General features: G+C 30.3%; 17 protein-coding genes. 9 read left to right on the plus strand and 8 right to left on the minus strand.

The window, feature by feature from the left end; all coding sequences use genetic code 11:
- Nucleotides 1-38 precede the first annotated feature (38 nt).
- Genes K354_RS0108430 through K354_RS0108445 form a run of 4 tightly spaced genes read left to right on the plus strand, consistent with a single transcriptional unit; the run spans nt 39 to nt 3076 of the window.
- Nucleotides 39-866: a helix-turn-helix domain-containing protein gene (locus K354_RS0108430; RefSeq protein WP_024955065.1), complete on the plus strand. Its 828-nt coding sequence runs from the start codon at nt 39-41 to the stop codon at nt 864-866.
- 47 nt (nt 867-913) lie between these two features.
- Complete coding sequence (locus K354_RS0108435; protein ID WP_024955066.1) at nt 914-1594, plus strand: AzlC family ABC transporter permease; 681 nt, start codon at nt 914-916, stop codon at nt 1592-1594.
- Nucleotides 1587-1892, plus strand: coding sequence for an AzlD domain-containing protein (locus tag K354_RS0108440; protein WP_024955067.1), 306 nt, complete (start codon nt 1587-1589; stop codon nt 1890-1892). The genes K354_RS0108435 and K354_RS0108440 overlap by 8 nt, the downstream gene beginning before the upstream one ends.
- A gap of 59 nt (nt 1893-1951) precedes the next feature.
- Nucleotides 1952-3076, plus strand: coding sequence for a metallophosphoesterase (locus K354_RS0108445; RefSeq protein WP_024955068.1), 1125 nt, complete (start codon nt 1952-1954; stop codon nt 3074-3076).
- Here the strand turns inward: K354_RS0108445 and K354_RS0108450 are convergent.
- Nucleotides 3062-3664: an SAM-dependent methyltransferase gene (locus K354_RS0108450; protein WP_024955069.1), complete on the minus strand. Its 603-nt coding sequence runs from the start codon at nt 3662-3664 to the stop codon at nt 3062-3064. The genes K354_RS0108445 and K354_RS0108450 overlap by 15 nt on opposite strands.
- Nucleotides 3665-3855: 191 nt before the next feature.
- Between K354_RS0108450 and K354_RS0108455 the strand changes: the two genes are divergently transcribed.
- The 5 genes from K354_RS0108455 to tsaD all read left to right on the plus strand — a co-directional run bounded on the left by K354_RS0108455 (nt 3856) and on the right by tsaD (nt 10862).
- Nucleotides 3856-6351 (plus strand): bifunctional diguanylate cyclase/phosphodiesterase, encoded by a 2496-nt coding sequence (locus K354_RS0108455; RefSeq protein ID WP_024955070.1) that lies wholly within the window; start codon nt 3856-3858, stop codon nt 6349-6351.
- Nucleotides 6352-6356: 5 nt separating this feature from the next.
- A complete protein-coding gene (locus tag K354_RS0108460; RefSeq protein WP_245600596.1) occupies nt 6357-7730 on the plus strand; it encodes an L-serine ammonia-lyase in 1374 nt (457 codons plus the stop codon).
- Between the two features lie 109 nt (nt 7731-7839).
- A complete protein-coding gene (locus K354_RS0108465; protein WP_024955072.1) occupies nt 7840-8583 on the plus strand; it encodes a M15 family metallopeptidase in 744 nt (247 codons plus the stop codon).
- Nucleotides 8543-9883 (plus strand): M99 family carboxypeptidase catalytic domain-containing protein, encoded by a 1341-nt coding sequence (locus K354_RS0108470; protein ID WP_174377781.1) that lies wholly within the window; start codon nt 8543-8545, stop codon nt 9881-9883. Before K354_RS0108465 ends, K354_RS0108470 begins: the two co-directional genes overlap by 41 nt.
- A 1-nt stretch (nt 9884) precedes the next feature.
- Nucleotides 9885-10862, plus strand: coding sequence for a tRNA (adenosine(37)-N6)-threonylcarbamoyltransferase complex transferase subunit TsaD (gene tsaD, locus K354_RS0108475; protein ID WP_024955074.1), 978 nt, complete (start codon nt 9885-9887; stop codon nt 10860-10862).
- Here tsaD and K354_RS0108480 read toward each other — a convergent pair.
- The 7 genes from K354_RS0108480 to K354_RS15000 all read right to left on the minus strand — a co-directional run bounded on the left by K354_RS0108480 (nt 10859) and on the right by K354_RS15000 (nt 14682).
- Nucleotides 10859-11638, minus strand: a complete 780-nt coding sequence (locus tag K354_RS0108480; RefSeq protein WP_024955075.1) for a UDP-N-acetylmuramate dehydrogenase — start codon at nt 11636-11638, stop codon at nt 10859-10861. The genes tsaD and K354_RS0108480 overlap by 4 nt on opposite strands.
- Nucleotides 11639-11905: a flagellar biosynthesis protein FliQ gene (gene fliQ / locus K354_RS0108485; protein WP_024955076.1), complete on the minus strand. Its 267-nt coding sequence runs from the start codon at nt 11903-11905 to the stop codon at nt 11639-11641.
- Between the two features lie 87 nt (nt 11906-11992).
- Nucleotides 11993-12856 carry a menaquinone biosynthesis family protein gene (locus K354_RS0108495; RefSeq protein WP_024955077.1) on the minus strand — a complete coding sequence of 288 codons (864 nt, stop codon included), beginning with the start codon at nt 12854-12856 and terminating at the stop codon, nt 11993-11995.
- Entirely contained in the window at nt 12853-13083 is a 231-nt protein-coding gene (locus K354_RS0108500) for a hypothetical protein (RefSeq protein WP_024955078.1), read from the minus strand. Before K354_RS0108500 ends, K354_RS0108495 begins: the two co-directional genes overlap by 4 nt.
- 98 nt (nt 13084-13181) lie before the next feature.
- The gene (locus K354_RS0108505) at nt 13182-13403 is read right to left on the minus strand and encodes a DUF2798 domain-containing protein (RefSeq protein ID WP_024955079.1); all 222 of its coding nucleotides are present in this window, start codon (nt 13401-13403) and stop codon (nt 13182-13184) included.
- Nucleotides 13393-13764 (minus strand): carboxymuconolactone decarboxylase family protein, encoded by a 372-nt coding sequence (locus K354_RS14995; RefSeq protein WP_024955080.1) that lies wholly within the window; start codon nt 13762-13764, stop codon nt 13393-13395. The genes K354_RS0108505 and K354_RS14995 overlap by 11 nt, the downstream gene beginning before the upstream one ends.
- 75 nt (nt 13765-13839) lie before the next feature.
- Nucleotides 13840-14682, minus strand: a complete 843-nt coding sequence (locus K354_RS15000; protein ID WP_169733426.1) for a helix-turn-helix domain-containing protein — start codon at nt 14680-14682, stop codon at nt 13840-13842.
- Nucleotides 14683-14707 lie beyond the last annotated feature (25 nt).

Here is a 14707-nt window from a genome sequence, read left to right on the forward strand (position 1 = left end):
ATACAATTTTTATTGTAAAAAAAATGATATAATTTTTTATGGAAGATAAAAAAAGTAGCTATAGTGTCAAATTTTGGCAACCAAATATACAAGAAGATGTAACTTTTTATAAATCACATTTAAATAATTGTGGTTTTGATAAGCACATACATGATGAACATACTGTTAGCATAATTAAACATGGAGTGATGGACTCTTTTTTAAAAGGTTCAAAACAAAAAATAAATAATTTTTATGTAACTTTTATAAATCCCGATGAAGTTCATTCTAATGCTAGTCAGTATAAAAACGAGTATCAATCTTATTCTATATATCTTAAACCCTCATATATTCAAAAACTTCTGCATAATAGTTTTAATAATAAAGAGATATTTTTCAATAAAGGACTGTTAGAAGATAAACAATTAGCTCAAAAACTTTTAAATCTTGTAGAACAAGATGAGCAAAAGCAAATTTCTAAGTTAGATTTTGAATGCCGATTAGTGCAATTACTCAATAAAATATTTTTAGAAAACACAAGTGCTAAGATATATACTAAATTAACAGCACATGATACAATGATTCAAAAAGCCAAAGAGTATATGAATGATAATTATCAGCTTAATTTGAGTCTTGATGATATTGCAAGTGAACTTGATGTCTCCAAATATCACTTTTTGAGACTTTTTAAAGAAAAGACTTTTATCTCCCCACACGCTTATCTCATGTTACGACGTCTTGAAAGGGCTAAACACTCTTTACAAAAAGGTGAGAGTATCATTACTACAGCATACGATTGTGGCTTTAATGATCAAAGCCATTTACATAGAAGGTTTAAAGCAGTAACAGGGGCTACTCCAAAACAGTATCAAAATTTTTTTAAATAGCAATCTCGTCCAAGATTTATCTTTACATGTAAAGATAAAATACTCTCATGAAAAATGATTTTAAAAATGGCTTTGTAGCCAATATCCCAATAGGTTTTAGTGTTGCAGCGTATGGTTCAGTTTGTGGCATGATGAGTTCACAAGCAGGAGTTGAGTTTTATGAGATGATGCTTATGAATGTTTTTATATTTGCAGGCTCTTCACAAATGATTATAATTGAAATGTGGAGTGATAGCTTGAATGTACTTGGTATCATTTTAGCAGCTCTTATGATAAATCTTCGCTACTTTTTGATAGGAGCATCTCTAAGTACACTGTTTCAGAACAGTTCCAAAAAAGAGAAACTTGCCTATATGCATCTGTGTGCAGATGAAAACTGGGCGGTAACTATCGCTAAGGCTAAAAAGCAAGATATAACACCTCTGTTTTTGTTTGGTGGTGGTGTATGTTTGCTTCTTATCTGGAGTGCTAGTACAAGTGCTGGATTTGTTCTTGGAGAGTTTATAAGTGATCCTTCTAAGTACGCACTTGATTTTGCTTTTGTCGCTATCTTTACAGCACTTACTTTCAACATGTATCATGGAAAAAACAATCTCATCCCTTGGGTTATAGCTGCTTTGGTAGCCATTGTAGCTGAGTATTTTATAGCTGGAAAGTTCTATATAGTTTTTGGAGCACTTGCAGGCTCTTTTAGTGCTGTATATTTGCACAAGGATGAAGATGAATAATATAGATTTAAATGCACTTTTTATTATCTTTTGTGTTGCCATTGGAACATATAGCCTGCGTTATTTTGGTCTTGTTTTTTCCAATAGATTAAAAAATGAAGGAAATGTAAAAGTATTTTTGGATTATCTGCCATCAACCCTTTTATTATCCCTCATAGCCCCTGCTATATTAAAAGAAGGACTTTTAGGTTTTGTAGCGACTGCTTTTATAGCACTTTGCATGTATAAAACTAAAAGCATATTAGCTTCTATGGTTTTAGGGGTTATTGTTGTAGCAATAGGCAGAAATTTCATTTAAGTTATAGAATATATTTTATATTTAAAAAAAGATTATATAATCTATTAAAAAGATTATAAATGAGTATTTTTCGTATTTTATTTGCCATTGTTGCTACACTTGTATTGTTGGGGATAAATTTTTATGTTTATCGTCGATTTCTTTGTAAAATAGAGATGTTTAAAAACCATACAAAATTGATTAAATGGTCTATTATAATCATAAGTTTGTGTGAACTTCTTTTCTTTTTCAAACTCCGCTCAGGTGATATGGATATCTCTTTATATCTTCTTTTTTCCTCTTTTATTGGTATCTCTTTTATGCTTTTTTGTATCTCTTTGGTTTATGACCTTTTTCACATACCTTTAAGCAAAGTCCCTTTTGATAAATCAAGAAGATTGATGTTAAAAACCATACTTGATGTGACTATGTTGATTTTAGCCTTTTCCTATATGTTGCGAGGGTTTATAAATGGTTTTAAAAAGCCTATTATAAAAGAGGTGGAAGTAAAGATAAAAGGCTTAAAAAAAGAGTTAAACATAGTGCAAATTAGTGATGTGCATATTGGAAAAAGTTTAGGAAAAGAGTTTTTTGATTCTATAGTAAAGCCGATAAATACTCTTGATGCTGATATAGTAGTGATTACTGGTGATTTGGTTGATTTACATGTAAGTCAAATTGGGGATAAATTGGAGAGTTTAAAAGATATAAAAGCTCGATATGGTGTCTATTTCGTGAGTGGAAATCATGAGTATTTTCATGGAGTTGAAGCTATATGTGAGCATTTAAAATCTTTACATGTAAAGGTTTTAGAAAATGAAAGTTTAGTTATAAATAACCAAATAAATTTAGCAGGCATCACAGATTTAATGGGAAGAAGACTTGATTTATTGCAACCTGACTTACAAAAAGCACTTTTACAGGTAAATCCAGATTTACCTACGGTTCTATTAGCTCACCAGCCAAAAATTACAAAAGAGTTGAAAAATGAAAAGATAGATTTGATTTTGAGTGGGCATACGCATGGAGGTCAAATTTTCCCTTTTGGACTTTTGGTTTTATTGGACCAACCTTATCTTGCTGGTTTGTATCAACACTCTGAAAAAACGCAAATTTTTGTAAATGCAGGAGCAGGATATTGGGGACCACCTATAAGAATTTTAGCCCCAAGTGAGATAGTAAAGCTAAAGTTAGTTTCTTTTTAAAATTATCCTAATAACGCTTGCTTCCCCATTATGACCTTTACCTTCTTTAAGTTCAATTATCTCTTGAGAGAGTTTATAAATGGTACAAGGAAGATTAAAAAATAGTTGATATAAGTTTCCCAAATCATAGAGTAACTCTATATCTTTTGGCCCTCCACTTTCAAAATGAAGTTGGTCTATACTAAAAAATTCTGCTATAAAAAAACCACCACTTTTTAAACCATCTAATACTTTTACAAACATATCTGTTTGTTCATTTTGATCAACATGAGTATATGTAGAGAGGATTACATCATACTTACCATGAGGTTGCCAGTTTTCTAAAAGTGTATGCCTTATAGTAATAGCAACATTTTCTTCAAGTGAGCGTTTTTGAAGTTTTTTTAGGCCAATATCAGAAGCATCTAAAGCTTCTACATGTAAACCTTTTTTTGCTAAAAATATAGCATTTCTTCCTTCCCCTTCACCTAAGCATAAAACCTTAAAATCTTTTTTAAAAATGTCTTCATTTTCTTTTATAAAACTGTTAACTTCTGTACCGTAAAGAAATCCATCACGAGAAAATTTTTCGTTCCATAACTCTTGCATATTGGGTATCCCTTGAATAAAATCAATTCTTTTTATCAGCGCTATTGTATCATATATAATATTTTGAGTAAATTATGAATAATTTACTGTAAAAAACACTAATAAAAAGAGAGAAAAACTTCTATATAAGCTCATCAAAAGAATTTTGAATTAGTGTATAATAGCATTAAGTATTAGAGAAGGCATATATAATGGATTATAAAAAAAATAAAAATTTAACTAAATGGATAGTTATTTTGCCACTTTTGGGAATACTTATCACTGCTTTTCTTTTTATTGAAATATTTATTGAACAACAAAAAGCTAATTTTGAAGATGACTTGAGAGATGTTCGCTCAGAAATTATTAAAATATCAAAAACAGATATACAAGAAAGAATTATTGAAGCTTCCAATTTTATACGAATAAATCAAAAAATATTAAAACGAGAAGCTAGAAATGAAGTAAAACGTTTAGCAAATTTTCCAATAAAAATGATAGAAAATACATATAATAACAATAAAAATCTTTCTAAAAAAGAAATTTTACAAAAGATAAAAGACAGACTTAGAGATATAAGGTTTTTTGATAATTTAAGCGGATATTATTTTATATATGATTTTGATGGAAATGTTGTTCTTTTGCCTCCTACGCCATCTTTAGAAGGCAGGAACATACATGATTTTAAAGATGTAAAAAAGACATCTACAATGGAAGTTATTTTACAACTGATAAGAGAGAAAAAAGAGGGTTTTCATGAGTGGTATTGGAATAAACCTAATGAAGTGAAACTAAAGAAGAAGATTGGTTATATAAAACAGTTTGAACCACTTGGTATTTTTATAGGGACTGCTAGGTATGAAGAAGATATCAATGAAAGTATTAGAGAAGAGATGAAAAAACTTTTATTTAATACAAGGTATGGTGAAAAGGGTTATATCTTTGCTTTTGATTATAGTGGCAAAGTTATTTCTCATATTCAAACAAACCTTATTGGAACTAATATGTGGGATACAGTTACTAATGATGTGCATATTGTTCAAAATATGATAAAAGGTGCAGAATTACTAAAAGAGGGTTTTTTTATGACGTATATATCAATATATGACCCTACTATAAAAAAGCAAGAACTCAAAACTTCATATATAAAAGATATTCCAGAACTCTCTTGGGTAATTGGAACAGGGTTTACTTATAAAGAGGTACTTCAGAAAATAACAAATAAAGATAAATTACTTGAAAAAAAATTAAATAAAACTATAAAAGACATAAGTATAATGACTCTTATAATTGCAGTATTAGTAATGATTGCAACGCTCTTTGTTTTTGTAAAACTAAGAAGAATACTAAAGTTATATCATGAAGATTTAATTGATAAAAATATTCAAACTTCAGAACAAAAAGAACAGTTAATTTATCAATTAGGACATGATAGTTTAACTTCTTTACCAAATAGAATTCTATTGTCTCAAAAGTTAGAAAGTTCAATACTTCGAGCAAAAAGGGATAATACTAAAATTGCTGTAATGTTTATTGATATAGATAATTTTAAAAGTATAAACGATAGTTTAGGCCATGATGTTGGGGATATTTTGCTACAAGAAGTGGCTTTGAGATTTAAAAACTCTGTAAGATCATCAGATATGGTTGCTAGATTAAGTGGAGATGAGTTTATAATCTTTTTAGATAATTGTAAAGATGCAAAAAATATTACTAAAGTACTAGATATCATACAACAATCAATGAAAAAACCAATACTATTAAATAAAATTGAACATAAAGTTTCATTGAGTATTGGTGTGAGTATTTATCCTGATAATGGAGAAGAAGTACAAATACTTTTAAAAAATGCAGACATTGCTATGTATAAAGCAAAAGAAAATGGGAAAAATAGATATAAATTTTTTACAGATAAAATAAATGATGAAATACAAAGAAGAATAGAAGTAGAAAAATCTTTACATGAAGCAATAGAAAAAAAAGAGTTTTTATCTCATTATCAGCCTTTAGTCAATACAAAAAGTGGAAAAATTGTGGGGGTTGAGGCACTGATAAGATGGTTACACCCTTCTAAAGGTTTGATATTTCCTGATGAGTTTATGCCAATAGCAGAAGATAGTAATTTGATTGTTGAAATAGGCAATAGAGTTATTTATGAATCTTTCACTCAAATGGTTAAATGGAAAGAAAAAGGTTATGGACTTGAAAAAATTTCTATTAATATTGCAGCAAGACAGTTAGAAAGTAAAGGTTTTGTTAACTATATTAAAAAAATGTTAAAAGAGACATCTTGTAAAGCTGAGTGGATAGAGCTTGAAATAGTAGAACGATATGCCATGAAAAATCCAACAAAATCTATAGAAATTTTAAATCAATTAAGAAAAATGAATATCGCTATTGCTATTGATGATTTTGGAACAGGATACTCATCTTTATCATATATAAAACAGTTTCCAATTACGAAGTTAAAAATAGATAGAGCTTTTATAAAAAATATTATAGGTAGCTATAAAGATCAGGCTATAGCAGAGGCTATCATTGCCTTAGCTTATGGACTTCGTATGGAAGTTTTAGCTGAAGGGGTTGAAACACATAAAGAAAAAGAGTTTTTGATGAGTCAAAAATGTTATTTAATGCAAGGTTATTTTTTTAGTAAACCTTTGCCACTTGATGAGGTTGAAATACTTTTAGAAAAAGGAATAGTTTGAATTCAGTGTTTGAAATTTTTAAAATAGGGATTGGACCTTCAAGTTCTCATACTGTAGGACCTATGAAAATAGCACAAGCATTTGTAAATATAGCACAAGATAAAGATGTTTTACAAGATACACACAAGATAAAAATAGAATTATTTGGTTCACTAGGCGCAACAGGAATTGGACATAGTAGTGATAAAGCTGTCGTTCTTGGATTGATAGGGATGAATCCAGAGAATATAAATATGAAAATAGCAAAAGTACGTTTTGAAGAGGTATTAGAACATAAGAAAATCAATCTTTTAGAAATTAAAAGAGTTGATTTTGACTTTACAAAAGACTTAGTTTTATATGCAAATAAATTTTTAGATTTTCATTCCAATGGTATTAAGCTTCATTTTTTTGATAAAAATGGAAAAGTTCTACTTTCTAAAACATATTATTCCATTGGTGGAGGTGCAATACTGGATGAAGAGGATATAGGTAAAAGTGAAAATGAAGAGAGTGTTACTTTACCATATTCTTTTAACTCAGCTGATGAATTATTAATGAAGTGCCGTGAAAATTCATTAAGTATAAGTACTTTGATGATGGAAAATGAAAAGAGTATCAGAAGTGAGGAAGAAGTAAAAGAAAAACTTCTTGAGATATGGAAAGTTATGGAAGAGTGTATAAAAATAGGGTGTGAAACAACAGGTGTTTTACCAAAGATGGGTGTTAGAAAAAGAGCAAACGAAATTTTTAATAGACTCAAAAGTAAAGATGGTTTTTCAATGATTGATCCACTTGAAGTGATGGACTGGATAAACCTTTGGGCCCTTGCGGTCAATGAAGAAAATGCTTGTGGTGGAAAGATAGTAACGGCACCAACCAATGGAGCTGCTGGAGTAATTCCTTCAGTTATACAGTATATGAATAGGTTTTTAGGAAATTCACTTAAAGAATATGATGAAGATAAAATTGTCAAGTTTTTACTAACAGCAGGAGCAATCGGTATTCTTTACCAAAAAAATGCTTCAATAAGTGGAGCTGATGTGGGATGTCAGGGTGAAGTTGGTGTTGCTTGTTCTATGGCAGCAGGAGCACTTGCAGAAGCAATGGGTGGTTCGATTGAGCAAGTAGAAAATGCTGCTGAGATAGGAATGGAACATAATCTAGGACTTACATGTGACCCAGTTGGTGGTTTGGTTCAAATCCCTTGTATAGAGAGAAATGCAATGGCTGCTATGAAAGCAGTAAATGCTGCACGTATGGCACTTAATGGAGATGGAAAACATTTTGTTTCGCTTGATAATGTTATCAAAACTATGTTTGAAACAGGTAAAGATATGATGAATAAATATAAAGAGACTTCGCAAGGTGGACTTGCAGTTAATATTGTTGAGTGTTAGAAAATCAACTAAAAGGTATTTTTTTATTTTAGTGTGAAAATAACTAATAGTATATAAAAAATGGTATAATGACTTTTTGTTTGATAAAATCATTTTAATTAGGTGTGAGATGCATAGAAGAGCATTTTTAGGATTACTTGCAGCAAGTTCTTTGTCTGCAATGTCAAATGTAAAACAAGAAGATAATGCAGTTTGGTTAGATCAAAAACAATTATCTGTATTTTTGAGTATTCAAAAAAAACTTGAATTAGTAAAAAGAGCTGTAGGATATGGACATTTTAATATATTATCATTTGATGATATGTTAAAAACGGCCACTAGATACTCTAAAATAGGACAGTTTACTAAAGAAGAATTAGCTTTCATAGAAGAGATATTTTACGCAGATCCAAGTGAACATGGCTTTTATGGAAAAAGAACTATGCCAACACTTACCACCAATATTAATAAAAAAGAAGTAATGAAAATAAAACATACAGGGCATTATCTTTTTCGTGGACACTCTGATGAATCTTACAATAGAGTGATTTCAGATGTAGGAAATTCACTTATACTTACTTCAGGTGTAAGAGGTATTCCAAAGCAAATGAATTTATACTTCAATAAAATAAAAAGAACACAAGGCAATTTAACGTTAGCTTCTCGCTCACTTGCACCTCCTGCATATTCTTATCATTCTATAGGTGATTTTGATATTGGGAAAAAAGGGTGGGGTTATAAGAACTTTACAGTTTCTTTTGCAAGAACTCAAGAGTTCTGGAGATTAAGACAATTATCGTATATATCAATGAGATACACAATAAATAATAAAGATGGAGTTAGATTTGAGCCTTGGCATGTTAAGATTATTTAGTATATTTATACTTTTTACAGGATTAGTTTTTGCGGATGGATTTGATTTTACTCTTATAAAAAAAGGTCAACAAGATGACAATAATACCTTATTTATAGTTGGAGGAATTCAAGGTGATGAGCCTGGTGGATTTATGGCTGCTTCTCTTCTTTCCACACATTATGATATAAAGAAAGGTTCTGTTTGGATTGTTCCAAATTTTAACTTTTACTCTATCATAAAAAGTAATCGTGGTCCAAATGGTGATATGAATAGAAAATTTGCAAAACTTTCTAATAATGACCCAGATTTTCATTCCATAGATAGAATGAAAAAGATTATTAAAGAAAAAAATATTAAGATGATTGTCAATCTTCATGATGGAAGTGGATTTTATAGAAAAAAATATGTTGATAAACAACATCGCCCTTCAAAATGGGGTCAAGCTACTATCATTGATCAAGCAAAAGTTAAAGGTATCGCTTATGGGAACTTACAAGAGATTGCAAAAAAAGTAGATAAGCATATTAATAAAAACTTATTAAAAAAAGAGCATATTTTTCATACAAAAAATACAAAAACACATCTTAAAAAAACTTACGAAGAAAAAGAGATGAGTAAAACTTTGACTTATTATGCTATTGGTAAGGGCAAAGCTGCATTTGGAAATGAGTCTAGTAAATCATTGCCTGTTCATGAAAGGGTGTATTATAAACTTTTAGCACTTGAAAAATTTATGGATATTATGGGTATTGAGTATACAAGAAAATTTAAACTCAATGCAAGGGAGTTAAAGGATGTTATAGATAATGACATCTATATATCTTTTAATAATAAAAAGATATTTATACCACTTTCACGTATTCGCTCGCACATAACTTATTTTCCAGTTGAAAAAGGGGCTAAAATAAGTTTTAAACCAAGTTCACCTGTGATGACTGTCATTGAAGAAAAAGGAAAGTATATAGTCTATTATGGTAATCGTAGACTTACTACTTTAGTACCTCAGTATTTAGAGTATGATAAATTTGATGGGCATTTAAAGGTAAATGTTGATGGAAAAGTCAAAAATGTGACTTTGGGGAGTTTAGTAAAAGTAAAAAAGTATTTTAATGTCCAAGTTGACAAAAGAGTACGGGTTAATGTCATTGGATATGTCAATAAAAAACATAAAAATGAGTCAGGACTGAATATTCGAAAAAAATATATATTTAAAAGATATTCTATTGATAAAGATGGTAAAAGATTTAGAGTTGAAGTATATGATAGGAAAGTTAAGAATAAATTTTTAGGAATGTTCTTAGTTGAATTTGGAGCCTAGTTTGATATTGAGTATTGAGAGTAGTTGTGATGATAGCTCCATAGCAATCACACGTATTAGGGATGCTAAACTACTTTTTCATAAAAAGATTTCTCAAGAGATAGACCACTCCCAGTATGGAGGGGTGGTTCCTGAACTTGCAGCTCGTCTTCATGCTATTGCTTTACCAAATATACTAGAAGAGACAAAAAAGTATTTTAAAGATTTAAAAGCAGTTGCTGTGACCAATGAACCGGGACTTTCTGTGACATTGGTTGAGGGCGTTTGTATGGCAAAAGCACTTAGCCTTTCACTCGATATCCCACTACTTCCTATAAATCATTTAAAAGGGCATATATACTCTTTATTTATAGATAAACCAGAGGTTCAATTTCCTTTAGGAGTTTTATTGGTTTCTGGCGGACATACACAAGTCTTACATGTAAAGAGTTATGACGAAATAGAAGTTCTTGCAACTACACTTGATGATAGTTTTGGTGAGAGTTTTGATAAGGTAGCAAAGATGCTTGGGCTTGGATATCCTGGAGGTCCTGTTGTTGAGAAGTCAGCTTTAAGTGGAGATGCCACAAAGTTTGATTTTACAGTGCCACTTTTAAGAACTCCAAAACTTGCTTTTAGTTATTCAGGATTGAAAAATCAAGTAAGATTAGCAATAGAAGAAAACCCAGAAGCTAAAAATGATATTTGTGCCTCTTTTCAAAATGTTGCAACAAAACATCTTATACATAAACTAAAAAAGATTTTGCAGACTAATAGTTTTAAAAATTTTGCTATTGTTGGTGGAGCAAGTGCCAATAAGTACTTAAGAAGTGAAATAGAAAAACTTTGTCAAACAGATAAAATGCAACTTTTAGTAGCTGATATGCAATTTTGTTCAGACAATGCGGCAATGATAGGAAGATGTGCGATTGATGCGTATAGATTGAAAAGATTTGCTAAGTTAGATGAAATAGATGTAAATCCTAGGACAAATTTTTAGATTTTATCTATAATTTTTATCTCCATCTCTAAAACAATACCACTATTTTCAAAAACTCTTTTTTTTGCAATTTCTATGAGTTTTATAGCTTCGTCATAGGTACCATTCCCAAGATTTACTAAAAAATTAGCGTGGCTTTCACAAAAGGCCATATTCCCAACCTTAAAACCTTTTAAATCAGATTCATCTAAAAGTTTTCCTGCAAAATTGTTTGCTGGATTTTTAAAACAACTACCTGCACTAGGTAGATTTGGTTGATTGTCTCTTAATTTCTTAAAAAATTCTAAAAGACTTTTATCGAAACCAGAATGTATTTCAAAAGAGGCTTCATAGATAGTTCCATCTATATTTGTATACCTATAGCCATACTCTAAATCTTTTTTTTCTATCCAACCATTTTGTGTTTTAATAGCTTTTAAATAGTTGAAAATTTCCCACTCTTTTAAACCAGCATTCATCTTTATCATTCCACCAAGAGTTCCAGGGAGTTTTTGCATAAGTTCAAAATGAGCAATGTTGTATTTTTTAGCATAAGAGAGAATCTTTCCACTAGGAGTGGCACCTCCTATATGTAATAGATTATCCTTTACATGTACAAAGTTAAAATCTTTTCCTAGCATAGCAAATTTTGGTGGATTTGAGGAGACTAAGAGGTTATTCCCACCTCCTAGAATAATAGTGTTTTTATCTACATGTAAAGCTTTTTTTAGAACTTCTACATGAACAATCGGACCTATTTTTATACTAGTATAAGAGCTAAGGTCTATAGATTTCATTTAAAAGATAAAACTAGGAATTAGATTGATAACTCTTTGTGTAAATTCAATCATCATATTCATCATCCAAGGCATAGTAAAAATCGCAACTATAATAACGAGTATGATTTTAGGTACAAAACTTAGAGTCATTTCATTGATTTGTGTTGTTGCTTGAAAAATAGATATTGCAAGTCCAGCCATAAGTCCAGCCATAAGCATAGGTAAGGACATCAAAAGAGCTAGTTTAAATGTCTCAACACCAAGACCTATGAGTTTTGCTTCCATTTAATGTCTCCTTTTCAAAGAAGTAAATTCCATAAAAATTCCTTTCCCTAAAAAGGGGTCAGGTCTAAACTCTAAACTTTTATGCATTTAGCTATTCCTTAACTCTTTATACTCTCTTGGTATTAAAAAATCTTCAGCTTTTATAAGTGTATCATAAAAGCCATTTTCATATCCAATTTCAAAGAGTCTATTTATAGCTTTGTACTGAATTTCATTTAATGCAACGGAGTCTGCATTTGCATACATGCTAAGATATTTTTCTAAAGTTGGAGCATCCACTCTGATTAAATCACGCTCAAGGAGCATTTTTGAAAGAGGCTTTGCGTGAGTAGTGGCTACTTTTACAGCTTTTATAAGAGTGTCTTCATAATCAATAGCACGGTTGATTGGAATAGAACGACGTAGTGCCATTCCTCCAAGAGGTAGAGGTAAATCCCCACCACTAAGTTCACACCAAATATCCCAAAGTTCACGTTCTACTTCTAGTTTATCATCAAAGGTGAGTATACTTTCATGGATTAAAACACCAGCATCCACTTCACCATTTAAAACTGCATCTTCTATCTCTAAAAAGTTTTTGTAAATTATGCGTGCTTCAGGATAAGCGATTTTAAAAAGCATAGCATTTGTAGTGTGTTCACCACTCAAGGCTACTTTAAAGTTTCTTTTGAGTTTTTTGTCTTTTAGTTTAACAACTTTAGGGCCATAGCCTTCACCAAAACTTACAGCTGTTGTCAAAAGTGCATACTCTTCTCTAATTTTAGGATAAAGTGCAAAACTAATCGCTGTAACATCATAAGTATTTTTAAAAGCTTCTACATTGAGTGTTTCAATATCAAGGGCAATGTTGTCAAATTTTATACCTTCTAAATTAACCCATCCAAAACGGATAGCATAGTACATAAAAATATCATCGGCATCTGGTGAGTGAGCTACTGTTATGGTTTTCATTTTTTGTTCTTTTTGCGTGAAGCTTTTGCTAGTTTCGCTTTTTTCTTTGCTTTGGCTTTTTTTGCTTCTACATTTGCAGCTTTTCTAGCATTGACGATTTGATCTTCTTTTTCATAACTTTTTGGAGTAAAACCTGCTTTAATAGCAGCGGTTGCTTGTGTTCCAAAAGCAGCTATTTTATCTCCATTTTTCGTATCTACACTAGAAGTGTTTTTTTTGGTTGCCATAATTTACCTTGTTTTTAATTAATGCGTATTATATAAAAATTTTGATAAAGAAGGTATTATATGGCTATTTAATAAAATAGAAGAGAATAAAATCTCTTCTATTTTACAATTTTAACAATCATCTTTCTTACCATGGGAATAATTACAAGAACAGAAGGAAATGCAACAATCCAAGCTTTTATCCAAGCATTGAACCACACTATAGGAAAATTATCTACTAAACCTAAGTTTACAATTACAAGAACCCCTGAAATAACAAGAGACATAAACATTGTTACGAGTAAACTAAAGATTAAAAACTCATATCTTTTATCTATCATTAAAAACCTCTTTAGCTGCAAACAGGCCATTTAAAGCACAAGGGAAACCTCCATAAACTGCCATTTGCATTATGATTTCTATAATCTCTTTTTTACTGCAACCAACATTAAGCCCAGCGTGAATATGGACTTTGAGCTGGGGTGCTGCATTGCCCATAACTGTAAGTGCAGCAATAGTAGCAATCTCTCTTGATTTTAAATCTAGGTTTTCTCTTGTGTATATATCTCCAAAAGGAAATTCTATGAGTAAGTCAGCAAACTCAGGGGCGATATCTTTTAAAGATTCTATTACCTTTTCTCCTGCATCTCCATCAACTTCTTTTAGTTTTTCCCAGCCTTTTTTAAATCTTTCAGATTTCATCTGTACTCCTTTGTATTTATTTAAGGAAATTATAGATGAATTTTAAAAATGAGTGTATAAGAAAAAGCGTTTATTTTATAAGTTTTGTTCCCTAAATACTAAAGGAGTAGTTTTGTAGTATTTTTTAAACTGATTAATAAACCAAGAGACACTAGAATATCCACAAGATGTAGCTATTTGCGAGATTGATTCATCACTGCTTTTAAGTAAAAAAATAGCTTTTGAAAATCTTTTTTTATCTAACCACTCTTTTGGGTTTTCATTATAAAGATGCATCATCTCTTTTCTAAGTGCTTTGATAGTAAGGCGTGTAAGTTTGCACATATCTTCAACAGTGTTGATAATATCTAGATTTGCTTCAAGGATATATTTTGTTCTTGAAGCTTTGGTACTAAGGAGATGATTTAAAAATGCACCAAATTGCTTTTTATCTTTTGAAAGTGAATATAAGAAAAGTTCGTCAAGTTTTAGTTTTACTAAATCAACGCTATTGTTAACATTGTTTTTAAAATATTGATTGAGCGTTAAAATACAATTATGTATGAGTTCATCTCTTTTTAAAGGTAAGATATCTTTTTGTTCAGTAGTTTCTAATGTTATATTATATTTTTTAACAAAATTTAAAATATACTCATCATCGAAAAAAATCAAAATTGATTCAAAGTTGTTTTTATCTCCTATAATTTCACTAATAAAATAATTACCTTGAGAGAGGAACAATACATCTGTTGTATCTATACTTATATCAGTATTGTCCAAGTGTAAAATTTTACTTCCATCTATGAGTAATATAGCAAGATGCAGGCTGTTTCGCAAAGAGAGCATGTCTTTTTTATACTTTGAAGATTTTGCTACTACTATTTTATTATCGCTGATTATTTGGTATAACTCTTCATTTTCAAATATATAGTTTGGCAAAGAAACAATCACTTTAGTTTTCTCC

Source organism: Sulfurospirillum arcachonense DSM 9755, assembly GCF_000597725.1.
GTDB classification, from domain to species: Bacteria; Campylobacterota; Campylobacteria; order Campylobacterales; family Sulfurospirillaceae; genus Sulfurospirillum_A; species Sulfurospirillum_A arcachonense.